The sequence below is a fragment of the Pseudomonas sp. GYB4201 genome, assembly GCF_056312595.1.
Genome location: NZ_JBWGIG010000024.1, coordinates 15103 through 37124, shown reverse-complemented (window position 1 = coordinate 37124; position 22022 = coordinate 15103). Strand labels below are relative to the sequence as shown.

Here is a 22022-nt window from a genome sequence, read left to right as displayed (position 1 = left end):
CGCCTGTGCCAGTCACAGCTGGATGCGTTCGACCTTGCCGACCAGCACGATGTACGACAGCGCGCCCAGCAACGCCATCACCGCGATGTAGGTGATGGCCGGCGCGAACGAATCGCCGCTGGCCAGGAAGCCGATGGCGATGGGCGTGGTAATCGCCGACAGGTTGCCGATGAAGTTGAACACCCCGCCGGTCAGGCCCAGCAGGCGCGCCGGGGCCAGGGTGGAGACCAGCGACCAGGTGATCGACGCCAGGCCGTTGCCGAAGAACGCCACCGCCAGGCAGGCGATCACCACCGCCGTGGACTCGGCGTAGTTGGCGCCGATGATGCAGGTGCTGATCAGCAGCCCGCCGATGATCGGCAGCTTGCGCGCCAGGCCGATGCTGGCGCCCCGGCGAATCAGCCAGTCGGAGAAGAACCCCGAGCACAGCACGCCGACGAACGCCGCCAGAAACGGCAGCGAAGCAAGCATGCCGGACTTGATGAAGTCCATGCCACGGTATTTCACCAGGTAGGTGGGGAACCAGGTCAGGAAGAACCACAGGGTCGAGTTGAGGCAGTACTGGCCCAGGTAGATGCCCCACAGTTTGCGTTTGCTGAGCACGATGCCCAGGTCTGCCCAGCTGAAACCAGGCTTGGCTGCGCGCGCCGAAGACTGCATGTCTACCAGGCCGCCACCTTCGCTGATCAGCTCGATTTCGGCGTCGTTGGCGCCCTTGAAGTCACGCGGTTCGCGATACACCGCGTACCACACCAGGGCCCAGGCAATGCCCAGCACGCCGGTGGCGACGAACACCATGTGCCAGCCGAAGGCGTGCTGCAGCCAGGCCAGCACCGGCGTCAGGAACGCCAGGCCGACGAATTGCCCCGAGGTGTAGAAACCGATGGCGGTGGCGCGCTCGCGTTCCGGGAACCAGGTGGTGACCACGCGGCTGTTGATGGGATAGGCCGGTGCTTCCAGCGCACCCACCGCCATGCGCAGCACGAACAGGGCGATGAAGCTGCCGGCGAAACCGAGCATGACCGTGGCCACCGACCACAGCGCCAGGGCAACGCTGTAGAGAATGCGCGGCGGCACCCGGTCCACCAGCCAGCCGCCGGGGATCTGCATGGCTGCGTAGGTCCAGCCGAAGGCGGAGAACACCAGGCCCACGTGCACCGGGTCGATGCCCAGGTCGCTGGTCAGCGCCGGGGCGGCGATGGACAGGTTGCTGCGGTCCAGGTAGTTGATCACCACCGTGATGAACAGCAGCACCATGATGAAGAAGCGCTTGCGGCTGGGCGTAGCCAGGGCCGCCTGCGCAGGAAGAGTCTGGGTGTGCATGGGCAACATGCCTCGTTCTTATTTTTTGTATGAAACCCCGTAGCAGCTGCCGCAGGCTGCGTCACAGCCGCCGCTATCGAGGGAAGCCGTGACGCGGCCTGCGGCCGCTGCTACGGGTGGTGGCGGGTTACCACTCGGCGAAGCTGCCGTCGGCGTGGCGCCAGATCGGGTTGCGCCAGCGGTGGCCCACGGCGGCGCGCTCCTTGACGTACTCTTCGTTGATCTCGATGCCCAGGCCCGGGCCGTTGGGGATCTTCACGAAGCCGTTGTCGTAATCGAACACCTCGGGGCGCTTGACGTAGTCCAGCAGGTCGTTGCTTTCGTTGTAGTGGATGCCCAGGCTCTGCTCCTGGATGAACGCGTTGTAGCAGGCCGCGTCCAGCTGCAGGCACGCCGCCAGGGCGATCGGGCCCAGCGGGCAGTGCAGCGCCAGGGCCACGTCGTAGGCCTCGGCCATGTTGGCGATCTTGCGCGTCTCGGTGATACCGCCGGCGTGGGAGGCATCGGGCTGGATGATGTCGACGTAGCCCTCGCTGAGCACGCGCTTGAAGTCCCAGCGCGAGAACAGCCGCTCGCCCAGGGCGATCGGCGTGCTGGTCAGCGGCGCCAGCTCCTTGAGTGCCTCGTAGTTCTCGCTGAGCACCGGCTCCTCGATGAACATCAGCTTGTACGGGTCCAGCTCCTTCATCAGCACCTTGGCCATGGGCTTGTGCACGCGGCCGTGGAAGTCCACGCCGATGCCGACGTTGGGGCCCACGGCGTCACGCACGGCGGCGACGTTGGCCAGGCACAGGTCGACCTTGTCGAAGGTGTCGATGAATTGCAGCTCTTCGGTGCCGTTCATTTTCACCGCGGTGAAGCCACGGTCCACGGCCTCGCGGGCGGCCTTGGCGGTGTCGGCCGGGCGGTCGCCGCCGATCCACGAATACACGCGAATGCGGTCGCGCACCTGGCCGCCCAGCAGGTCGCTGACCGACACGCCCAGGGCCTTGCCCTTGATGTCCCACAGCGCCTGGTCGATACCGGCCAGCGCGCTCATGTGGATGGCGCCGCCGCGGTAGAAGCCGCCGCGGTAGAGCACGGTCCAGATGTCCTCGATGTTGCGTGGGTCCTTGCCGATCAGGTAGTCGGACAATTCCTCGACGGCAGCGGCCACGGTGTGGGCGCGGCCTTCCACCACGGGCTCGCCCCAGCCGGTGACGCCCTCGTCGGTCTCGACTTTCAGGAAGCACCAGCGCGGCGGCACGATAAAGGTGGTCAATTTGGTGATTTTCATCGCTTGTCTCTCTTGTCGATGTTTTTTTAGTCGCAACGAATCAGTGCAGGCGCTTCCAGGCGGCCACGTAGGCCTTTGCCCGGGCGCCGACGTCGGCGGCGCTCATGCCCGGCTTGAACAGCCCCGAACCCAGGCCGAAACCCTGGACCCCGGCCTCGACGAACGGGGCCATGTTGTCCGGGCTGATGCCGCCCACCGGAATCAGCGCGGTGCCCTTGGGCAGCACCGCCAGCAGCGCCTTGACCACGCCAGGGTTGAGCGCTTCGGCAGGGAACAGTTTCAGCGCGTCCGCGCCCTCCTCCAGCGCCGCGAAGGCCTCGGTGGGCGTGACCACGCCGGGCGACAGGTACAGCCCGGCCGCCTTGGCCGCGCGCAGCACCTTGGCGTCGCAGTGGGGCATCACGATCAGCTGGCCGCCGGCGGCCTTGACCTGCTGCACCTGCTCGGCGGTCAGCACCGTGCCGGCGCCGATCAGGCAATCGGCCGGCAGGCTGTCACGCAGGATGCGAATGCTGTCGTAGGGGCTGGGGGAATTGAGCGGCACCTCGATGATGCGAAAACCTTCGGCGTACAGCACCTGGCCGATGGCCTGGGCTTCGTCGGGGCGAAGGCCGCGCAGGATGGCGATCAGGCCGTTGGCGGCGAGCGCTTGCTTGAGCATGTCAAACCTCTTCTGGCTGTGGGGCGAGCAGCCCGGCCGCCACGGCCAGGCTCCATAATCCGCGTTCGGTGGCCTGCTCGGCCAGCCTGGCCTGGGCAAAGCCGCACAGGTGCAGGGCAATGCGATAGCGCTGGCACAGCGGTGCGCTGCCGATCAGCACCACCTCCGGCAGCGCGGCCTCGGGCTGCCGGGCGCGCGACACCTCGGCCAGGGCGCGTAGCTCGTGGCCGATCATCAGGCCGGACAGGTAGTCAGGTTGCTGGGCACCGCTCAGCTGGCCCGTGAGCCCCAGGGTGCGAGCGCTGAACAGGGTCGACAGCAGGCCGATGTCGGCATCGGCCGACAACGCCACCTGCACGCCACGCACGAAGGCGGCTTCGTCGAACTGGCCGGTGGGCTGCTGGGTGCGGCCGAGGATGGTGTGGGCACAGACGGCGGCGTACAGCTCGCCGGTCATGAAGGTGTCGAACCGCTGGATGCAGCCGTCCACCACGCTCACCCACTTGCTGTGGCTGCCGGGCAGGCCGATCAGCAGGGCGTCCTGGCGGGTGTGGCTGGGCAGGTCCTGCAACAGGCCCAGCACCTGGGTTTCCTCGCCGCGCATCACGTTCGGCAGCCGCGAATGCTGGATGACCCCCGGCACGATGTGCAGCACCGTGCCGCGCAGGGTTTGCACCCTCTGCAGGCTGGCGCCCAGGTCGGCGACCCGCGCCGGCGTCGGGCAGTAGGCCGCCTCGCGCCAACCCTGGGCGCTGCCGACCATGCCACAGGCAATCACCGGCAGCTGCGGTTGCGCCTGCAGCCAGTCGCCGCAGGCGTCATCGAAGGCCAGCTCAAAACCATTGTCACAGTGCTGCCCGGCGATAGTCCGGGCGGTGGTAGGCAATTGCATGATGCCCGAGGCCAGCGAACGCTGCTCCAGCACCTGGCCATCACGGCCGAGTTTATAAGCCCGAAGGGAGGTAGTCCCCCAATCGAGCGCGATCAAATGCGCCTGCATCGCTTCACCTGAGTTGTTTTTTGACAGTGAGGGCGTAGAGCTGATGGGGAGAATATAGACCGTGTCGCGGACAAATCTCAATATATAATTTCGTATCCCATATTTAGGGATAAACTGATAAGCGTGCTGTAATGTCTTGCCTTACAGTTTGCCTTGAGTGGGTGTAAGCTATGGCCTTACAGTCGCGTCATGATCAAGAGCATTCGACACAAAGGCCTGAAGGCCTTGTACATGACAGGGACGACCAAAGGCGTAAGGCCCGACCACGTTGCCCGACTGCGTCGGCTGCTCTCGGCCCTGGATAGAGCCGCGGCACCCGAAGACATGAACCGGCCGGGTAACCGCCTGCACGCCTTGAAGGGCGACCGTCTGGGATTCTGGGCGGTAACGGTATCGGGCAACTGGCGCGTGATCTATCGCTTCGACGGCACCGATATCGAACTGGTCGACTACCTCGACTACCACTGACTGGAGGGACGGCAATAATGCCCATGTTCAACCCACCCCACCCTGGTGAAGCGCTGCGCGAGGATGTATTGCCGGCGATCGGCATGACGGTCACCGCCCTGGCGCATCACCTGGGCTATTCCCGTGGGCAGTTGTCCACGGTGCTCAACGGCCGCGCGGCACTGTCGGCTGACCTGGCGTTGCGTCTGGAAATGGCGGGGCTGGGCAGCGCGCGCATGTATCTGGCCGAGCAGGCCGCGTACGACCTGTGGCAAGCACAGCGCAAAAAGCTGCCGGTGATCACCCGCCTGGCCGTCGCCTGATCAACACCTGCGAGCTTAACTGCAGACTCGAGCCCGGTCCCCCTCCTGCAACACCCCCCGCCCGGCAAACACCAGCGCGGTCAGCAGCCCCACCAGGCCCATCACCGCGCTGAAGCCCACGCACACCCACGGGCTCCAGGGCATGGCGGCGATCAGCGCCAGGGGCGTGACGCTGGCCCACAGGGCGTAGGCGATGTTGTAGGTAAAGGAGATGCCTGACACGCGAATATTCGCCGGGAACAGGCCGACCATCACCGACGGCACCACGCCCACCACCCCGCAGGCCAGCCCGGCCAGGGCATAGCCCAGCCCCGGCAGGCCCCAGCCGCCAATCAGGTTGGCGTACAGGGCGGCAATGCCCAGGGGCATCAGCAGGCTGTACACCAGCAGCGCACGCCAGGCGCCGATGCGGTCCACCAGCAGGCCGGCCAGCACGCAGCCGATGTTGAGGAAGACGATGCCCAGGCTGCTCAGGGCGAAGGTATGGCTGGCCGTGAGGCCGAAGCGCTGCTGCATCACCGTGGGGGTGATGACCACCAGCACGACGACAGCGGAGGTCAGCACGCAGGTAAGGATCACCGCCGGCAGCAGCGCGTGGCGGTAATCGCGCAGCACGGTCTTGAGCGGCAGTTCCACCAGGCCTTCGCGACGCTCGCGCAGGGCCAGGAACACCGGGGTCTCGCTCAGCCAGCGGCGCAGCCACACGCCGATGACACCGAACACGCCGCCCAGCAGGAACGGCAGGCGCCAGGCGTAATCAAGGATCTCCTGGGGCGTGAACAACTGCGCCAGGGCCGTGGCGGTCAGCGCGCCAATCAGGTAGCCGAAGGTCAGGCCGGCCTGCAAAAAGCCCAGGGCGTAGCCGCGGCGATGCAGCGGCGCATGTTCGGCGACGAACACCCAGGCGCTGGGCACCTCGCCCCCCACCGCCGCGCCCTGCAGGATGCGCAGGGCCAGCAGGATCAGCGGCGCGGCGTAGCCGATGTGAGCGTAGGTGGGCATCACCCCGATCAGCAGGCACGGCAGCGCCATCATCAGGATGCTCAGGCTGAAGACCTTCTTGCGCCCCAGGTGGTCGGCGAAGTGGGCCATGAGAATGCCGCCCAGCGGCCGGGCCAGGTAACCGGTGACAAAAATGCCGAAGCTTTGCAGCAGGCGCAGCCATTCGGGCATCTGCGGCGGAAAGAACAGCTGGCTGAGGGTGAGCGCGAAGAACACGAAAATGATGAAATCGTAGATTTCCAGGGCGCCGCCCAGGGCCGCCAGGCCCAGGGTCTTGTGGTCGGCGCGCGACAGCAGCAGCGGGCCGGGGGTGGGGTTGGCAGTCATGTGGTATCCACGTATTGGGGACGGCGACGCCTATGCTGGCGCCTGCCAAAGGCGCAGAGGATAGCAAACTGGGGCGCAGCGTAGCAGCGGCCGCAGGCCGCGTCCGCGATTTGCCTGATATACCAGGGTGGCAGGGACGCAGCCTTCGGCAGCTGCTACGGGGTTGATTTATATTATGATTATAATATTATCGGGTTACCGCTCACTCTTCAGGAAGCCGCCATGCAGCCCGTCGACACCCAAGACCTCATTGCCTTGTGGCACGCCCAGGAACAGGCCATGCGCGCCCGCCTGGCGGGGCCGGGCACACTGACCTTTGCCCAGGTGAGTGCGCTTTCGCCCAAAGAATTTTTCGATGGCATTGGCAACGGCGAACTGCCCTCACCGCCCATCGGCACGCTGATGGACTTCGTGCCGATTGAATGGGGGCCGGGGTTGTTCATCTTCCAGGGCACGCCCGATGAACGTCACTACAACCCGCTGGGCAGCGTGCACGGGGGCTACGCCGCCACTTTGCTGGACTCGTGCATGGGCTGCGCCATCCACACGCGCCTGCAGCAGGGCCAGGGCTATACCACGCTGGACCTGCGCATCAGCTACGTACGGGCATTGAGCGCCAGCACCGGGCCGGTGCGGGCGGAAGGCAAAGCCATTCACGTGGGGCGGTCCACGGCGCTGGCCGAAGGGCGCATCTACGATGCCGAGGGCAGGCTCTACGCCACCGCCAGCACCACCTGCATGATCCTGGGCAGCCCGGCGCACCGCTAGGAGTGCCGCGCCAGCGCTGGCTCCTTGTGGGCCGGGCGCTTGCGGCGGCGCTGGCTGACGACCGCGACAGGCTGCTCGACCAGTTCGGTGCCCATGTCGACGATGTCCATCAGGGTCTTCAGCGCATCGCTGTCGGGCAGGCGTGACAGGCACACGTTGACCGACTCGCGCTGCTGGGCGGCGATGGTCGGCACAGGCACACTTTCGCTCTCATACAGCAATGCATGGTGCACCTGCTTGCTGCCCTTGCACAGGCGCGGCAGGTCGACGCCGGCACGCTCGGCCATCTCGGTATTGGCAATCAGCAGGTCGAAGGGTTCCACGGCGCTCTGTACCAGCGCCAGCAGGGCCTCGAAGGAACGCACCGGGGCAATGCGGTAATAGCCCATGGTGTTGAGCATGCGCTCGACGTGCATCAGTTGGCTGGGATGCTCGTCGGCAATCAGGATTCGCAACGCTTTGTTGATCATGGTCGGTGACCTGCGCCGTAGCGCCAAGGGCATCCTTGACCCGTGAGCCGCCACACATCAAGCGGCATCCCTCGGAAGTCTGGCTCGATATTCTTCCCGATGGGCGGCGAAATCAAGGGCGGCGCAGCAAATTCGGGGCCAAACCGATGATCGGCGGGCCGAGGCGCTGGCTACAGGCTTTCCCACTCGCGCATGCGCACCCGACAATGTTTCATGGCGTTGACGATGTGCTTTTCCACCAGGGCGCGGGACAGGTTCAGGCGCGTGGCGATCTCGGGGTGCGACAGGCCTTCGAGCTTGCGCAGCAGGAAGCAGTCGCGGCAGGCAGCCGGCAGTTCGTCCAGCGCGCGGCGCATCAGTTCCAGGCGCTGGCCCTGGTCCACCGCCTGCTGCAACGCCGGGTCCTGGTAGCGCTCATCGCTGTCCAGCACTTCCAGCGGCTCGGCCTGGCGCAGCACGCTGCGGCGGTGGCCGTCGATCACCAGGTTCAGTGCGGTGCGGTACAGGAACGCGCGCGGGTGGGCGATCTCGGTGTCGCCACTGCGCTCCAGCACCCTTACATAGGCGTCGTGGGCCACGTCCTCGGCGACCTGGCGGTTGCCCAGGCGCGCGCTGAGAAAGCCGACCAGCTCCCGGTAGTAGGTTTCCAGTACAGCACCGGGCCGCGTCATCAGCAGTGACTTCCCTGGTTACGGTGAAGAATCGGATAGTGGCATATTGCGATGTCGCAAATTATAATAATTCTCAGCCACGTTTTACCAGCCCATTGCCACGGCCCACGGTGAAATCCTCCAGCGCCTTGTCCATGGGCACCAGCAACAGCCCGCTCAAACGCAGCGGCCGGCCCGTCTGTCGGTAACCCAGGCGCTGGTGAAAGCCGCTGGCGGCGCCGGTGCTATAGAGCATGGCGCGGCGGTGGCCCTGGCGGCGCAGAAATTCCTCCATGGCCAGCATCAGCGCCCGGCCCACGCCTTGCCGGAAGCACTCGGGCTGCACGTAGCACAGGCAGATCTCGCCGCTGGTCAAGGCCAGCGCCACCCCGGCCGGCTTGCCGTGCAGCCAGCCCAGGCGCAGGTACAACGCGTCGTCCAGCAGCCAGCGATCAACGTCTTCGCAGCCTTTGTGGCGCAACCAGGCCTCCACCAGGCAGGGGTTGTTGCGGTGATCCAGGGCGCCGCCGGTGCGGATCGAGCGCTCCAGGATACGGCTGATGATGCCGGCATCGCCGGGGCCGGGCGGCTGGATGGCAATGGGTGATTCGGTGAGCGGGTCCATGCTCGTGCTCCTCTCCTGAGGCAAGCCGCTACCCTACCCGCACTGCCCGCCCCTGGCGACCGCGGCGCCGTTACAATGCATGTAGCGGCAGCGCCAGCCGCACCCGCAGGCCGTCGTCACGGCTGTCGAAGCCCAGGCCGCCGCCGCAGCGCTGCACGATGGCATGCACGATCGCCAGGCCCAGGCCGCAGCCGACGCTGTGGCGGCTGCGCCAGAAACGCTGGGTGAGGTTGGGCAGGTCGGCGGCGGCGATGCCCGGGCCATGATCGCGCACCAGGAAGCTCGCCTGCCCTGCTATCACGCTTACGCTCAGCTGCACCTGGGCAGTGGCCGGGCTGTGGCGCAGGGCGTTGTCGAGCAGGTTGCGCACCGCGGCCACCGCCAGCGCCGACGGCACCTGCAGGCGCGCCTCGGCCACGGCCGCCGGCAGCTCAAGCACGATGCGCTGGCGGTCGCCGGCGCTGGCATCCTGCACCGCCGTCTGTGCCACCTGCCCCGCCGTGCAGGCGCAGCCGTCGTCGAACGACAGGCTGCCTTCTACCCGCGCCAGCAGCAACAACTGCTCAAGGGTACGGTGCAGGCGGTCTGCACCCGCCTCGGCGTGGGCCAGGGCGGTTTCGCGGGCACCGCCATCGGTCATGCGCGCCACTTGCAGGTGGGTCTTGATGGCGGTCAGCGGGCTGCGCAGTTCATGGGCAGCGTCGCCGGTCAGGCGCCGCTCGCGCTCCAGGGTCTGGCCGATGCGCTGGAACAGCTGGTTCTGGCTGTCCAGCAACGGCTGCAGCTCACGGGGCAAGGCCTGCACCTGCAAAGGCTCCACCGAGTCGGCGCTGCGCCGCGCCAGGGCGTCGCGGATGCGGTTGAGCGGCGCCAGGCCCACCCCCACGCACAGCCACAGCACCGCCAGGCTGCCCAGCAGCGCCACCAGCACCGGCACCGAGGCGGCCAGCAGGATCGAATAGTTGAGCGACTCGCGTTCTTCGTGGCGGTCGGCGGTGGTGATGCGCACGCCGTCGTGCATCAGGGTGAAGCTGCGCCACCGGCCGCCGTCGATCAGCTGGTCATGGAAACCGCTGCTCTGGTCGTCCAGCTGGTCACTGGCGCCGTGGCTGCGCGCCAGGATCTCGCCGCGCAGCGAGCTGACCTGGCAGGCCATGCCGTCGGGAATGCTCAGCTGGTCGGCGCTGAAGCGTCGTGCCTCGCCCTGGCTGGCCAGCGGCGGCAGCTGGTCCACCAGCCCGGCGACCATGCGCGCCGAAGCCACCAGGCGCTGGTCGAGGGAGAACATCATCTGGTGGCGCAAGTCGCGGAACATCCAGGCCGCCGCCAGGCACCAGACCAGCAGGAAGGCCAGCCCCAGAATCAGGCTCAAGCGCAGGCGCAGGCTCATGCTGGCTGACCCAGGCGGTAGCCCAGCCCGCGCACGGTCTGGACGATGTCGTTGCCCAGCTTGCGCCGCAGGTGGTGGATGTGCACGTTGAGGGCGTTGCTTTCCACTTCATCGCCAAAGCCGTAGACGCTGTCCTTGAGCTGCTCGCTGGACAGCACCCGGCCGCGGCTGTGCAGCAACGCCTGCAGCAGGGCCTGCTCGCGGCGCGACAGGTCCACCGGCTGGCCGGCCAGCCAGGCCTGGCGGCTGCTGGGGTCATAGCGCAGCGGGCCGTGTTCGATGGCATTCACCGCGCGGCCGGCCACCCGCCGCGTCAGGGTGTGCAGGCGCGCGCACAGTTCGCGCAGGTCGAAGGGCTTGAGCAGGTAATCATCGGCACCGGCCTCCAGGCCCGCCACGCGGTCGGTGACGGTGTCGCGCGCGGTCAGCACCAGCACTGGCAGCAACTCGCCTTGTTGGCGCAAGGCAGCCAGCATGGCCAGGCCGTCCTCGTCGGGCAGGCCCAGGTCGAGCACCATCACGTCGAAATGCGCCGCCTGCAACAGGGCGCGCGCCGCGCTGGCGGTACCCACGCGGTCCACGGTCAGGCCCTGGGCCTGCAGGCCGGCGACGATGCCACAGGCAATCAGCTCGTCGTCTTCGCAAAGCAATACGTGCATCAAAGGTACCCATGCGCAAAACCGGCAGTATCGCCGGCGTTCATTAACCGGCGATTATGCCGGGTTCGCCAGGCGGCGGCGCGCCGTTAATCGCCCCTTAACGGCCGGCGGCCAGACTGGTTGCATCTGCCACCCACACAGGAAGTCCCCATGTTGAGTCTCGGCGTCGGCCCCTTTGCCCTGGCCGTCAACCATCTGCTGCTGTTGGCCGCCCTGGCACTGGCGCTGCTGGCCGGCTGGTGGGTGGCCCGCCGGCGCGGCGCGGCCAACCCGGAATCCAGCATTTTCGGGGTGTTCGTTGTGGCGCTGCTGGTGGCACGGCTGGCCTTCGTCGCCTTGTACGCCGGCCAGTATCGCGACCAGCCCTGGCAGGTGATCGACCTGCGCGACGGCGGCTTCCTGTGGTGGGCAGGCCTGCTGGCGCTGGTCGCCGGCGCCGCGTGGCGCGGCTGGCGCCAGCCTGCCGTGCGCGTGCCACTGGCCGCTGCCCTGGCCGTGGGCCTGCTGGCCTGGGCCGGTGGCGGCCTGCTGCTGCGCCAGCACCAGCAAACCATGGCCATGCCCACCGCTGCCCTGCATGACAGCCTGGGCCGGCCAGTGACACTGCCGGGCAGCGACCCGCGCCCCCTGGTGGTCAACCTGTGGGCCAGCTGGTGCCCGCCCTGCCGCCGCGAGGTGCCGGTGCTGCTGCAGGCCCAGGCGCAGCGACCGGACCTGCGCTTCGTGTTCATCAACCAGGGCGAGACACCCGGGGTGGTCAGCAACTTCATTGCCGCCGCCGGCTTCGACCGCCAGCACATCCTCTACGACCCGGGCAGCCAGTGGGGCCGCCAGCTGGGCTCGGCGGCGCTGCCCACCACGCTGTTCTACAGCGCCCGCGGCGAACTGCTGGGCAGCCACCTGGGCGAGCTGTCGGCGGCGAGCCTGGCCGATGCCCTGAAAGTGTTCGAGGGCGCGGCTTATGCCTCGAAACAGGGCATTTAGATCTTATTCTCATTTGACAACGATTATCATTACGGATAGCTTGATGCCCGTCTCGCAGGCGCCAGCCCCTGCGATAACCCACTGGCACCCAGGTGAATTCCATGATGGAACAACAGCCCACAAGCACGTGTGACACACCCCTGCTGCAAGCCTTCGTCGACAACCGCACCCTGCTGGTGAAGATCGCCGCGCGCATCACCGGGTGTCGCTCACGGGCCGAAGACGTGGTGCAGGACGCCTTCTTCCGCCTGCAATCAGCGCCGTCCATCACCTCGTCGTTCAAGGCGCAACTGAGCTACCTGTTCCAGATCGTGCGCAACCTGGCCATCGACCACTACCGCAAGCAGGCGCTGGAGCAGCGCTACTGCACCCACGAGGACGAAGGCCTCAATGTGGTAGTGGCCGGCGCCACGCCCGAGGCCACCCACCAGCACCAGGCCACCCTGGAAGTGGTGGAACGGGCGCTGGGCCAACTGCCCCAGCGCACCCGCTACGCCTTCGAGGCCTACCGCCTGCACGGCGTGCCGCAGAAGGACATCGCCCGCGAGCTGGGGGTGTCGCCGACCCTGGTCAACTTCATGATCCGCGACGCGCTGGTGCACTGCCGCAAGGCCTCGGGCGAGCGCGAGGCGGCCTGAAATGGGACGCCGCCTTCGGCAGCTGCTACGGGTGGTTCAAAGGGGCAGGTCGTTGCGGGCGAAGAAGCCTTCGCGGGTGGTGACCATCAACGCCGCGCGCTTGTGCGGGAAGTCGAATTCCTTCTCGCGGTAGAAGCCCTGCCCCTGCAGGTAGCCGATCATCTTGCCGTTGTCGGCACGCGGCTCGGCGACCACGCGCTGGGTGCGCGGGTCGTCCAGGAACAGGTAATGGGTCAGCGCCGACAGCCAGCTGGCCACCTTGTGCGGGCCGCGATGGTTTTCCTCGCCCACCAGCATGTGGATACCACGGTCGTAATCGGTGGCATCGAGGAACGGTGCGATGCGATCTTCTCGCGCCCAGTAGGCCTCGAAATAGGCGAACGGCTGGTCGTCGAAACAACCGATCAGGGTCAGGGTGTGCGGGTCGGCCGCCAGCTTGTCCAGGTAGGCGCGGTGCTGGGCAAGGTCGCCCTGCTCTTGCCAGAAATTCGCCACCCGCGGGTTGTTCTGCCAGCGGTGGAAACGCTCCAGATCCTGCTCCACGTCCAACGCGCGCAACGACACCCAGGCCTGCACCCGTGGGTCGAAACGCCGGTACAGCTCACCCGCAGGCTTGGGCGCGCGGCTCGGGTGGCGCTTGCCGTCGGTGATCTGCAACTGCTGGGGATAAGGTGCGCTGGGGTGCACCAGCCACGGCTGCGGCAACTGCCAGAACAGCTCGCGCTCGCACAGGTATTCGCCGGCTGCAGCCACCAGCAAGCCGCTGGCCAGCGCCTGGGCCGGCGCGTCCGCCAGGCGCCAGTGCAAGCGACGCACCTGTGGGTTGGCGCTCAGCAGCCAGTAGCTGGCGGCCCACACTCCCCGGAAGTCGGCGGCGCCCACGGGGCTGACGGTCAATTGTGGCGCGCGTTGCACCTGCAATTCGATCAGGTGCTCACCCGCCAGGCTCAGCACCAGGCGGTCATCGGTCTCGTCGGCGACCAGGTCGCACCAGTGGGGCAAGGGCGGGATTTGCGGCATAGGGGCAGCTCACGAAAGGAGGAAAGATCCCTGAATGACGTGAGCGCCGTGCAGAAATTTACCCCGGCCGCTGGCTACGGCACCGCATGGGCTACCACCGGTTGCTCGGGCAACGGCCGCACCGCAATCTTGTAAGGGTCGAACACCTTGAACATCTCGCCGTTGGTGCGCAGGACCTGCAGCAACTGGTGGAACTGTTCACCGCTGATGGGCGCCTGAGGGCGCAGCAGCGCGTAATGGTGATACAGCTGGTCGATGCGGTCGGAGATCAGCAATTCCTTGGCCACCCCGGGGTTGCGCGCCAGGTAGTCATAAAGGTAGGAGCGTGTCACCAGGGCGATGTCGGCGCGGTCGCGCAGGATCATCATCAGGTTGCTGTCGTGGGAATAGGTCAGCGTGGCGTTGTAGGTCTTGGCCAGGAACGCGGGGTCGGCGTTGAAGTCGGCGAAGGCGTAGTGGTAGCCGCTGAACAGCGCCAGGCGCTTGCCGGACAGGTCGGCGAAATAGGTCTGGTCGCGGTGCTCACCGCGCTTGGCCACGAAAATCTCGGCGTCTTCCAGGCCCATGTCGACGCTGGTGTGCTCGATCTGCTGCCAGCCCCACTCGGGGTTTTCGAAGATCGCCATGTCGATGCGCCCGTCCTGGAAGTCGCGGTAGCGGCGCGGGATCGAGGTGGGCACCAGCACGAAGTGGAACTGGCTCTGGGAGGCATTGAGGTCCTCCACCAACTGCGGCAGCAGGCCGGTGTCGGCGCCGGTTTCGGGGCGCACCGTGTAGGGCGGGAAATGCGCCGCGCCCACCCGCACTTCCTGGGCTGCCAGGCTCGACAGCGCCACCAGGCTCATGCCCGCCCCCATGAGTAACCGCGCCATGCAGCGCCGGCGAATCCCAGTCAACGTGTCGTACCTCGGGGCAAAGGGCATTGGATCCCCATAAATTAGGCGTTTGCGGGCCGTTCGACAACTGCAAACATGGCGTCAATCTTCTTTCAACAGCAACTTCAGTGCCTGGTCCGCCAATTGCTCCAGGCTCATACTGCCCTGGGGCTTGAACCAGGTGCTGGTCCACGACAGCGCGCCGGTCAGGAACCGCCGGGTAATGGCCAGGTCGCCGCCCAGCAGGCCCGCGTCCCGGGCCTCGCCCAGCACCTGCAGCCACAACTGCTCGTAGCGCTCGCGCACCGCCAGCACCTGGGCCTGGCCCTGGGCCGACAACGAGCGCCATTCATACACGGCCACCGCCATGGCCTCACCGGTGCCGCCCATGATCGACTGCAGCTCGCAGCGGATCAGCGCCAGCAGGCGCTCGCGCACGTCGGTCACGTCGGCCAGTTCGGCCTGCATCAGCGCGGTGTTGTAGAGGATGGTCTGCTCCATCACCGCGCGCAGAATCTCGTCCTTGCTCTTGAAGTGATGGAAGATGCTGCCTGACTGGATACCCACGGCGCTGGCCAGGTCACGCACCGTGGTGCGGTCGAAGCCCTGGCTGCGAAACAGGTGGGCGGCCGTCTGCAGCAGCACGCCGCGCGGGCTGTCGGGGTCGGTCAGTTGACCGCCGGCCACCAGCTGCTGCATGACTTCACGTGCCTTCAGTTCATCCACGACCCTGCCTCCACTACCGTCCGTCGAGCAATGTATGCCGTGGCCCCCTCCCTAGCAAGCGCTTGGGGGGATATCGGAACTCTTTGTACTTGGCTACGCTCTAGCCAGAATGAGCACAGCGCACTGGAGCCTGGTATGCCGCATTGGCTGGTGATTGACCTGGAAGCCACCACGGATGAGGGGGGTTGGCCGGTCGCGGAAATGGAAATCATCGAGATCGGTGCCAGCCTGGTGACCCGCGACGGCCGCGAGGTGGACCACTTCCAACGCTTCGTGCGCCCGCAACGGCGGCCGTGCCTCACGCCCTTCTGCCGCGAGCTGACGCGCATCACCCAGGCCAATATCGACGCTGCCGCGCCGCTGACCGAAGTGTGGCCGCAGTTCGAGCGCTGGCTGGGCCACCACCAGGCCAACCTGCAGGGCTGGGTCAGCTGGGGCGACTATGACCGCCAGCAGCTGCTGCTCAGCTGGCAGCAGCACCAGTTGCAGAGCCTGCTGGCCGAGCTGCCGCACACCAACCTCAAGCAGCGCTTTGCCAAGGCGCGCAAACTGCAGCGCCCGCTGGGGCTCAACGGTGCCCTGCAACTGGCTGGCCTGAGCTTCAGCGGCCAGCAGCACCGGGCCCTGGAAGATGCACGCAACACGGCGCGGCTGCTGCCACTGTCACTGCCTAACTAGACGGTTAAAAGCGCGTGCACCGCCTTACGGCGTTGGGCATACTGGCGACCCTTTTGACCCTATCCTGAGGATTCGCCCATGTTTAAAGTCAACGAATACTTCGACGGCACCGTGAAGTCGATTGCTTTCGAAATGAAGGAAGGCCCTGCCACCATCGGCGTCATGGCCCCGGGCGAATACGAATTCGGCACCGCACAGAAAGAAATCATGCACGTGGTCACCGGCAAGCTGATCGTCAAGCTGCCTGACAGCCTGGAGTGGGAAACCTTCGAAGGCGGCAGCCGCTTCAACGTGCCGGCCAACAGCAAGTTCCAGCTGAAAGTGGAAGTGGAAACCGCTTATCTCTGCGAATACCGCTAAGCCCCACAACCCCGTGGCCGCTGCCGTCAGGCAGCGGCCACGGGGTCATGTATGCGCCGCGTCTGCGGTATTGAACTGCAACGCCGCCAGCCGCGCGTACAGCGCATTGCCGGCAATCAACTGCCGGTGCGTCCCCACCGCCACCACCCTGCCCTGATCGATCACCGCGATGCGGTCGGCGTGCTGCACTGTCGCCAGGCGGTGGGCGATGACCAGCGTGGTACGGCCCTGCATCAGGGTCGGCAAGGCTTCCTGAATCAAGTGTTCACTCTGGGCATCCAGGGCACTGGTGGCTTCGTCCAGCAGCAGGATCGGTGCGTCCACCAGCAACGCGCGGGCAATGGCCAGGCGCTGCCGCTGGCCGCCGGACAGCCCTAGCCCGGCCTCGCCCAGGTGGGTCTGGTAGCCCTGGGGCAAGGCTTCGATGAAGTCGTGGGCGTGGGCGATGCGGGCGGCCTGTTGCACCTGCTCGAACGGGGCGTCGGCCTGGCCGTAGCGCAGGTTGTCTTCCACGGTACCGAAGAACAGCGCCGGGGTCTGCGACACCAGGGCGAAATGCCGGCGCAGGTCCTGGGGGTCGAGCTGGCGCAGGTCCACGCCGTCAATGAGGATGCGCCCCTGCTGCGGGTCGTAGAAGCGCAGCAGCAGGTCGAACAGCGTGGATTTGCCCGCCCCGGAAGGCCCCACCAGGGCCAGGGTCTCACCGGCGTGGATCACCAGGTCCAGGCCGTTGATGGCCGGCTGCAGCGGCCGCGACGGGTAGGCGAACAGCAGCTGCTCCAGGGCCAGGCGGCCACTGACGCGCTCGGGCAGGCGCTGCAGGCCGCTGGCCGGTGCGCGGATCTCGCTGCTGGCCTGCAGCAGCTCGCCGATGCGCTCGGCGGCGCCGGCGGCCCGTTGCAGCTCGCCCATCACCTCGCTCAGGGTGCCAAAGGCACTGCCGACGATCAGGCTGTAGAACACGAACGCGGCCAGCTCACCGCCGGAAATGCGCCCGGCGATCACGTCCATGCCGCCCACCCACAACATCACCCCCACCGCGCCCAGCACCAGGATGATCACCAGGGTAATCAGCCAGGCTCGCTGCACGATGCGCTTGCGCGCGGTCTCGAAGGCCTGCTCCACGGTCACGCCGAACCGCCGCTGGTCTTCGGCCTGGTGGTTGTAGGCCTGCACGGTCTTGATCTGGTTGAGGGTTTCGGCCACGTAGCTGCCGACGTCGGCGATGCGGTCCTGGCTCTGCCGCGACAGCCCGCGCACGCGCCGGCCGAACACCAGGATCGGCGCCAGCACCAGCGGCAGGGCGATGACCACGATGCTGGTGAGCTTGGGGTTGGTGACGAACAGCAGCACGATGCCGCCAATCACCATCAGGCCGTTGCGCAGGAACAGCGACAGCGACGAACCGATCACCGATTGCAGCAAGGTGGTGTCGGCGGTCAGCCGCGACTGGATCTCGGAGCTGCGGTTGTTTTCATAGAAGCCGGGGTGCAGGTACACCAAGTGGTCGAACACCTGCTGGCGGATGTCGGCCACGCAGCGCTCGCCAATCCACGACACCAAATAGAAGCGCACGAACGTGCCCACCGCCAGCGCCACCACCAGCAGCATGAACACCGCGATGGAGCGGTTGAGCAGCACCGGCGACTGGGTCAGGAAGCCCTGGTCCACCAGCAGGCGTATGCCCTGGCCCATGGACAGGGTGATGCCAGCGGTGACCACCAGGGCCACCAGGGCAGCCAGCGCGCGCCAGCGGTAAGGGGCGAGAAAATGCAGGGCCAGGCGCAGGGCGCGACGCTGGCGGGCGGAGAGCAGCGAAATCATGGGCAGGCCTGGCAAGGAAGGTTCGCCAAGCCTACACCCTGGCGGGCAGTTTGCGCCCGGGGGAACTCCGCTTATCAGGCCAGGTCAGCTTATTAGGACCTGCCGGGCCTGTACCTAGACGCTTTTGGTCTAAGCACAGGCTGGCGGTTTGCAGCGCTTTCTGGTGGACTGAAAGCGTCGCCAGGCTGCACAGGGATGTAATCAGGCAGTCATCTGGCGACCCTACTCTGAGCACTAAACCTGATGAGGAGACGGGCCATGGGCTTGCACAGCAGCAGTAACCAAACCGTGGAAGTACGCCGAATCCAGCCGCACCAGCCGGCCGGCGGCTCCATTATCGATGCCAAGGGACGCGAGATCCCTATCACCGAAGACATGATCCAGGACGCGTGCCAGGAACTGGAAAAACGTCTGGTCAAACCTGCCCCTGCCAAACAAGACTGACGACCCGCGCCACCCCGTGAACCCGGCCCTGCGCCGGGTTTTCTTTTTTGCGCCTGTGACGCGGCCTGGCGGCCGCTGCTACACCAGGTCGCAACCCAGCGCGGTGGCCAGTTTACGCAGGTCCGGCGAGTAGCCGTCCAGGCGCACCCGCAGCCCTTCGATTTCCCGGCGCGAGGTGGGGTAGCCCTTGCGCAGGGCGTCGAAGGCGCTGCGCTGCTGGGCATCGTTGTCGGTCAGGCTGCGGCGGAAATCGGCGTCGTCCCGGCGCGGGTCATACACCGCGCGGCACAGCATGGCCATGGCCTGCGCCGGGTCGGCCAGGCCGTTGAGGGCCACTTCCGCCAGCCAGGGCGGCGGCAGCAGGTCAGCCAGTTGCACGCTGGCCGGTTCGCCCCGGAACGCGCAGTACGCCTGGTAGATCTGCGCAGTGCCGCGCTGGCGGCCGTCCAGGCTGTAGCCGGCGATGTGCGGCGTGGCCAGCACGCACAGGTCGGCCAGTTCACCGTCCACGCTGGGTTCGTGCTCCCACACGTCCAGCACCGCCTGCACGTCGTCCCGCTCGATCAGCAGGTCCTTGAGCGCCAGGTTGTCGACGATGGGCCCGCGGGCAGCGTTGATCAGCCAGGCGCCCGGCTTCAGCCGCGCCAGGCGCCCGGCGTCCAGCAGGTGCCAGGTGGGGTGGCTGCCGCCCTTGTTCAGCGGCGTGTGCAGGCTGATCACGTCGCACTGTTCGAGGATCTCGTCCAGGCTCACGTAGTCGCCGCCCTCGGCCGCCTGGCGCACCGGGTCGCAGACCTTGACCTCCCAGCCCAGCCCGCGCAGCACGCGAATCAACCGCGAGCCGACCTGGCCGGCGCCGACCACGCCGTAGGTGCGCGTGGGCAGTTCCACGCCTTCCAGCTCGGCCAGGGTCACCAGTGCGCCCAGCACGTAGTCCACCACGCCACGGGCGTTGCAGCCCGGCGCGCTGGACCAGCGGATGCCGGCCTCGGCGAAGTAGTCCAGGTCCAGGTGGTCGGTGCCGATGGTGCAGGTGCCGACAAAGCGCACGTTGCTGCCTTCCAGCAGGGCGCGGTTGACCTTGGTGATGGACCGCACCAGCAGCACGTCGGCGTCACGCACCGCCTCGGCGTCGACGCTGCGGCCGTGCACCCGGCGGATTTCGCCGAAACCGGCAAAGAAGTCTTCAAGCAGTGGAATGTTTTCGTCAGCGACAATCAGCATGGCAAGCTCCCCAGTATGGGCGGCAGTTTAGGCGCAGCGGGGCGCGCCGTCACGAAGCACGTGGCAAGTGTTTCCTGACCGCCGCGTCAGGGCGTAGAATGGGCGGTTTTCCGCGCCCACCAGTGGACTACGCCCCGTGACTGCAGCTGCAACCGACATGCCCACCCCCCTCACCCGCCCTGCCCGGGTGCGCCTGGAACTGCGCACGCTGCTGGCCCTGGCGGGGCCGATCATGATCGCGCAGCTGGCGCACACCGCCATGGGCTTCGTCGATGCGGTGATGGCCGGCCGCGTCGGCCCCCGCGACCTGGCGGCCGTGGCCCTGGGCAACTCGATCTGGGTGCCGGTGTTCCTGCTGATGACCGGCATCCTGCTGGCCACCACGCCCAAGGTCGCCCAGCGCCACGGCGCCGGCACCCCGGCCGAGATCGGCCCGCTGGTGCGCCAGGCGCTGTGGCTGGCCCTGGCCGCCGGCCTGGGGGCCAGCCTGCTGCTGTTCAACGCCGAGCCGGTGCTGCACCTGATGAAGGTGGACCCGGAGCTGATCGCGCCGTGCATGGGCTATTTGCGCGGCATTGGCACCGGCCTGCCGTCGGTGGCGCTGTACCACGTGCTGCGCTGCTGCAGCGACGGCATGGGCCGCACCCGGCCGAGCATGGTCCTGGGCCTGTGCGGCCTGGCGCTGAACATCCCGCTCAACTACGTGTTCATCTACGGCCACCTGGGCGTGCCGGCCATGGGCGGCGTGGGCTGTGGCTGGGCCACCGCCAGCGTGATGTGGATGATGCTGCTGGGCATGGCCGGCTGGGTGCGCTGGGCGCCGGCCTACCGCGCGGCCAACGTCTTCGGCCAGTTCCAGTGGCCGCAGTGGCCGGTGATCCAGCGCCTGCTGGGCATCGGCCTACCGATCGGCATCGCGGTGTTCGCCGAGTCGAGCATCTTCGCCGTCATCGCCCTGCTGATCGGCAGCCTCGGTTCCACCGTGGTGGCCGGGCACCAGATCGCCCTGAGCATCAGCTCCATGGTGTTCATGATCCCGTTTTCGCTGGGCATGGCCGTGACCATCCGCGTCGGCCAGGCCCTGGGCCGCGGCCTGCCCCGCGAGGCGCGTTTCGCCGCCGGCATCGGCATGGCCTCGGCACTGGCCTATGCGTGCTTCTCGGCGACGCTGATGTACCTGGGCCGCGAGCACATCGCCCGGATCTACACGGCTGACCCGGCGGTGCTGCACATTGCCGCCATGCTGATTGTGTACGCGGCGCTGTTCCAGTTCTCCGACGCCATCCAGGTCACGGCCGCTGGTGCCTTGCGCGGCTACCAGGACACGCGGGTGACCATGCTGCTGACGCTGTTCGCCTACTGGGGCATTGGCTTGCCGGTGGGTTACCTGCTGGGGCTGACCGACTGGCTGGGCGCGCCGGCGGGGCCGAGCGGTTTGTGGCAGGGGCTGATCGTGGGCCTGACCTGTGCGGCGGCAATGCTGCTGGTGCGCCTGATGCGCAGTGCGCGCAAGCGTATTCGCAGCGCCTGAACCGCGGACGCGGCCTGCGGCCGCTGCTACGGGAATCGATGACGCGCCGGGAATCGATGAATGCCACGACGAAACCTCGCGTAGCAGCGGCCGCAGGCCGCGTCAGGGATTGGCCAGAAGCCGGTACCCCACCCCCGGCTCCGTAATGATGTAACGCGGCGCCGTCGGATCGTCATCGAGCTTCTGGCGAATATGCCCCACCACAATGCGCAGGTAATGGCTGTCGTCGGCATGGGTCGGGCCCCAGATGTCCTTGAGCAGCTGCTGTTGGGTAATCACCCGCCCCGGGTAGCGCGCCAGCTGCGCCACCACCGCGTATTCCTTGCGGGTCAACGCCACCTCGGCGCCATCCAGGGTCACCCGGCGCAGGCCCAGGTCAATCAACAGCCCGCCGATGCTCACAGGCGCCGGCGGCGCATCGCCGCTGGGCACCTGGCGCAGCAAGGCGCGGATGCGCGCCAAAAACTCCTGGATGCCGAACGGCTTGGTCACGTAGTCGTTGGCGCCGTTGTCCAGGGCTTCCACTTTCTGGATCTCGCTGGCGCGCACCGACAGCACCAGCACCGGCACCGCGCTCCATTCGCGCAGCTCACGCAGCACCTGCTGGCCGTCCATGTCCGGCAGGCCCAGGTCCAGCACCACCAGGTCGGGGCGGCCCAGCGCGGCCTGGCTCAGGCCCTCGGCACCGGTGCCGGCTTCCAGCACCTTGTAGCCCTGGGAGGCCAGGCTGATGCGCAGGAACTTGCGGATCTGCGGTTCGTCGTCGATCACCAGCAGGGTCGCGGTTTGACTCATGT

Annotated in this window: 25 protein-coding genes; 9 read left to right on the top strand and 16 right to left on the bottom strand. The window is 67.1% G+C overall.

Going from position 1 to position 22022, the window contains the following annotated elements:
• Positions 1-12 precede the first annotated feature (12 nt).
• The 4 genes from AC0Z2B_RS21365 to AC0Z2B_RS21350 form a co-directional block, all read right to left on the bottom strand.
• Positions 13-1323 (bottom strand): MFS transporter, encoded by a 1311-nt coding sequence (locus AC0Z2B_RS21365; RefSeq protein ID WP_476299252.1) that lies wholly within the window; start codon positions 1321-1323, stop codon positions 13-15.
• Positions 1324-1450: 127 nt separating this feature from the next.
• Entirely contained in the window at positions 1451-2599 is a 1149-nt protein-coding gene (dgoD, locus tag AC0Z2B_RS21360; protein WP_416423245.1) for a galactonate dehydratase, read from the bottom strand.
• A gap of 40 nt (positions 2600-2639) precedes the next feature.
• The gene (locus tag AC0Z2B_RS21355) at positions 2640-3260 is read right to left on the bottom strand and encodes a 2-dehydro-3-deoxy-6-phosphogalactonate aldolase (RefSeq protein WP_476299250.1); all 621 of its coding nucleotides are present in this window, start codon (positions 3258-3260) and stop codon (positions 2640-2642) included.
• A 1-nt stretch (position 3261) separates the two neighbouring features.
• Complete coding sequence (locus AC0Z2B_RS21350; protein ID WP_476299248.1) at positions 3262-4260, bottom strand: 2-dehydro-3-deoxygalactonokinase; 999 nt, start codon at positions 4258-4260, stop codon at positions 3262-3264.
• Positions 4261-4449: 189 nt separating this feature from the next.
• Here AC0Z2B_RS21350 and AC0Z2B_RS21345 point away from each other — a divergent pair, with 189 nt between their 5' ends.
• Together AC0Z2B_RS21345 and AC0Z2B_RS21340 are read left to right on the top strand one after the other, a co-directional pair.
• Complete coding sequence (locus tag AC0Z2B_RS21345; protein WP_476299246.1) at positions 4450-4728, top strand: type II toxin-antitoxin system RelE/ParE family toxin; 279 nt, start codon at positions 4450-4452, stop codon at positions 4726-4728.
• A 17-nt stretch (positions 4729-4745) separates the two neighbouring features.
• Positions 4746-5030: a HigA family addiction module antitoxin gene (locus tag AC0Z2B_RS21340; protein ID WP_416423241.1), complete on the top strand. Its 285-nt coding sequence runs from the start codon at positions 4746-4748 to the stop codon at positions 5028-5030.
• A 15-nt stretch (positions 5031-5045) separates the two neighbouring features.
• Here the strand turns inward: AC0Z2B_RS21340 and AC0Z2B_RS21335 are convergent, their stop codons facing one another.
• Positions 5046-6359: an MFS transporter gene (locus tag AC0Z2B_RS21335; protein ID WP_416423240.1), complete on the bottom strand. Its 1314-nt coding sequence runs from the start codon at positions 6357-6359 to the stop codon at positions 5046-5048.
• Positions 6360-6581: 222 nt separating this feature from the next.
• On the opposite strand from AC0Z2B_RS21335, the gene AC0Z2B_RS21330 reads away from it, so the two are divergent.
• The gene (locus tag AC0Z2B_RS21330) at positions 6582-7127 is read left to right on the top strand and encodes a PaaI family thioesterase (protein WP_476299244.1); all 546 of its coding nucleotides are present in this window, start codon (positions 6582-6584) and stop codon (positions 7125-7127) included.
• Here AC0Z2B_RS21330 and AC0Z2B_RS21325 read toward each other — a convergent pair.
• The 5 genes from AC0Z2B_RS21325 to AC0Z2B_RS21305 form a co-directional block, all read right to left on the bottom strand.
• Positions 7124-7597, bottom strand: a complete 474-nt coding sequence (locus AC0Z2B_RS21325) for a histidine kinase (RefSeq protein WP_416423238.1) — start codon at positions 7595-7597, stop codon at positions 7124-7126. The genes AC0Z2B_RS21330 and AC0Z2B_RS21325 overlap by 4 nt on opposite strands.
• Positions 7598-7767: 170 nt before the next feature.
• Entirely contained in the window at positions 7768-8268 is a 501-nt protein-coding gene (locus AC0Z2B_RS21320) for a sigma-70 family RNA polymerase sigma factor (protein ID WP_476299242.1), read from the bottom strand.
• Between the two features lie 73 nt (positions 8269-8341).
• Entirely contained in the window at positions 8342-8872 is a 531-nt protein-coding gene (locus AC0Z2B_RS21315) for a GNAT family N-acetyltransferase (RefSeq protein ID WP_476299240.1), read from the bottom strand.
• A 70-nt stretch (positions 8873-8942) separates the two neighbouring features.
• On the bottom strand, positions 8943-10262 hold the full coding sequence (locus tag AC0Z2B_RS21310) for an ATP-binding protein (protein ID WP_476299238.1): 1320 nt from the start codon (positions 10260-10262) through the stop codon (positions 8943-8945).
• Positions 10259-10921, bottom strand: coding sequence for a response regulator (locus tag AC0Z2B_RS21305; RefSeq protein ID WP_416423235.1), 663 nt, complete (start codon positions 10919-10921; stop codon positions 10259-10261). Before AC0Z2B_RS21305 ends, AC0Z2B_RS21310 begins: the two co-directional genes overlap by 4 nt.
• A gap of 150 nt (positions 10922-11071) precedes the next feature.
• Between AC0Z2B_RS21305 and AC0Z2B_RS21300 the strand changes: the two genes are divergently transcribed.
• The gene (locus tag AC0Z2B_RS21300; protein WP_476299236.1) at positions 11072-11905 is read left to right on the top strand and encodes a TlpA family protein disulfide reductase; all 834 of its coding nucleotides are present in this window, start codon (positions 11072-11074) and stop codon (positions 11903-11905) included.
• Between the two features lie 101 nt (positions 11906-12006).
• The gene (locus AC0Z2B_RS21295) at positions 12007-12543 is read left to right on the top strand and encodes an RNA polymerase factor sigma-70 (protein WP_416423233.1); all 537 of its coding nucleotides are present in this window, start codon (positions 12007-12009) and stop codon (positions 12541-12543) included.
• A 36-nt stretch (positions 12544-12579) separates the two neighbouring features.
• Here the strand turns inward: AC0Z2B_RS21295 and AC0Z2B_RS21290 are convergent, their stop codons facing one another.
• The 3 genes from AC0Z2B_RS21290 to AC0Z2B_RS21280 form a co-directional block, all read right to left on the bottom strand.
• The gene (locus tag AC0Z2B_RS21290; protein WP_476299234.1) at positions 12580-13563 is read right to left on the bottom strand and encodes a GNAT family N-acetyltransferase; all 984 of its coding nucleotides are present in this window, start codon (positions 13561-13563) and stop codon (positions 12580-12582) included.
• 74 nt (positions 13564-13637) lie between these two features.
• Positions 13638-14435 (bottom strand): substrate-binding periplasmic protein, encoded by a 798-nt coding sequence (locus AC0Z2B_RS21285; RefSeq protein WP_476299232.1) that lies wholly within the window; start codon positions 14433-14435, stop codon positions 13638-13640.
• Positions 14436-14540: 105 nt separating this feature from the next.
• Positions 14541-15164 carry a TetR/AcrR family transcriptional regulator gene (locus AC0Z2B_RS21280; protein WP_476299230.1) on the bottom strand — a complete coding sequence of 208 codons (624 nt, stop codon included), beginning with the start codon at positions 15162-15164 and terminating at the stop codon, positions 14541-14543.
• Positions 15165-15299: 135 nt separating this feature from the next.
• On the opposite strand from AC0Z2B_RS21280, the gene AC0Z2B_RS21275 reads away from it, so the two are divergent.
• Positions 15300-15842, top strand: coding sequence for a 3'-5' exonuclease (locus AC0Z2B_RS21275; protein ID WP_416423229.1), 543 nt, complete (start codon positions 15300-15302; stop codon positions 15840-15842).
• Between the two features lie 78 nt (positions 15843-15920).
• A complete protein-coding gene (gene ppnP, locus AC0Z2B_RS21270; protein WP_416423228.1) occupies positions 15921-16202 on the top strand; it encodes a pyrimidine/purine nucleoside phosphorylase in 282 nt (93 codons plus the stop codon).
• Between the two features lie 45 nt (positions 16203-16247).
• On the opposite strand, the gene AC0Z2B_RS21265 is transcribed toward ppnP, so the two are convergent.
• Positions 16248-18026, bottom strand: coding sequence for an ABC transporter transmembrane domain-containing protein (locus AC0Z2B_RS21265; protein WP_476299228.1), 1779 nt, complete (start codon positions 18024-18026; stop codon positions 16248-16250).
• A 258-nt stretch (positions 18027-18284) separates the two neighbouring features.
• On the opposite strand from AC0Z2B_RS21265, the gene AC0Z2B_RS21260 reads away from it, so the two are divergent.
• Positions 18285-18470, top strand: a complete 186-nt coding sequence (locus tag AC0Z2B_RS21260; RefSeq protein WP_416423226.1) for a PA1571 family protein — start codon at positions 18285-18287, stop codon at positions 18468-18470.
• Between the two features lie 78 nt (positions 18471-18548).
• Here the strand turns inward: AC0Z2B_RS21260 and pdxB are convergent, their stop codons facing one another.
• A complete protein-coding gene (gene pdxB, locus AC0Z2B_RS21255) occupies positions 18549-19694 on the bottom strand; it encodes a 4-phosphoerythronate dehydrogenase PdxB (protein ID WP_476299226.1) in 1146 nt (381 codons plus the stop codon).
• 157 nt (positions 19695-19851) lie between these two features.
• Here pdxB and AC0Z2B_RS21250 point away from each other — a divergent pair, with 157 nt between their 5' ends.
• Positions 19852-21225: an MATE family efflux transporter gene (locus AC0Z2B_RS21250; protein ID WP_476299311.1), complete on the top strand. Its 1374-nt coding sequence runs from the start codon at positions 19852-19854 to the stop codon at positions 21223-21225.
• A gap of 102 nt (positions 21226-21327) precedes the next feature.
• Here AC0Z2B_RS21250 and AC0Z2B_RS21245 read toward each other — a convergent pair whose 3' ends face one another.
• Entirely contained in the window at positions 21328-22020 is a 693-nt protein-coding gene (locus AC0Z2B_RS21245; protein WP_416423224.1) for a response regulator, read from the bottom strand.
• Positions 22021-22022 lie beyond the last annotated feature (2 nt).